Origin of the sequence: Niveispirillum sp. KHB5.9 (assembly GCF_048066115.1) — a bacterium.
Lineage (GTDB): Bacteria > Pseudomonadota > Alphaproteobacteria > Azospirillales > Azospirillaceae > Niveispirillum.
The window spans coordinates 1-205 of record NZ_JBLTYX010000091.1 but is presented as its reverse complement, the minus strand read 5'-3'; the positions used below and the strand labels follow the sequence as shown (position 1 = coordinate 205).

The window sequence follows — 205 nt, the reverse complement described above, 5'->3', positions numbered from 1 at the left end:
CGACGCCGACAACAACCGCACGGGCGCCACCTGGTCGGGTGCGACGGTCGGCTGGCGCTATGATGGTTTGAACCGGGTGACGGGTGTGGACCTGGTCACCGATGCGGTGACGCGGCATGTCTACGACCTGCTGGGCCGGCGGACCTCCACTTTGCGCGGGGCGGCGACCAGCACCTATGGCTATGACATTGCCGGGCAGATGACA

General features: G+C 66.8%; 1 protein-coding gene. It reads left to right on the top strand.

Going from position 1 to position 205, the window contains the following annotated elements; translation table 11 throughout:
• On the top strand, positions 1 to 205 hold a 205-nt coding region (locus ACM9HJ_RS31065; protein ID WP_416575681.1), incomplete at both ends, for a hypothetical protein.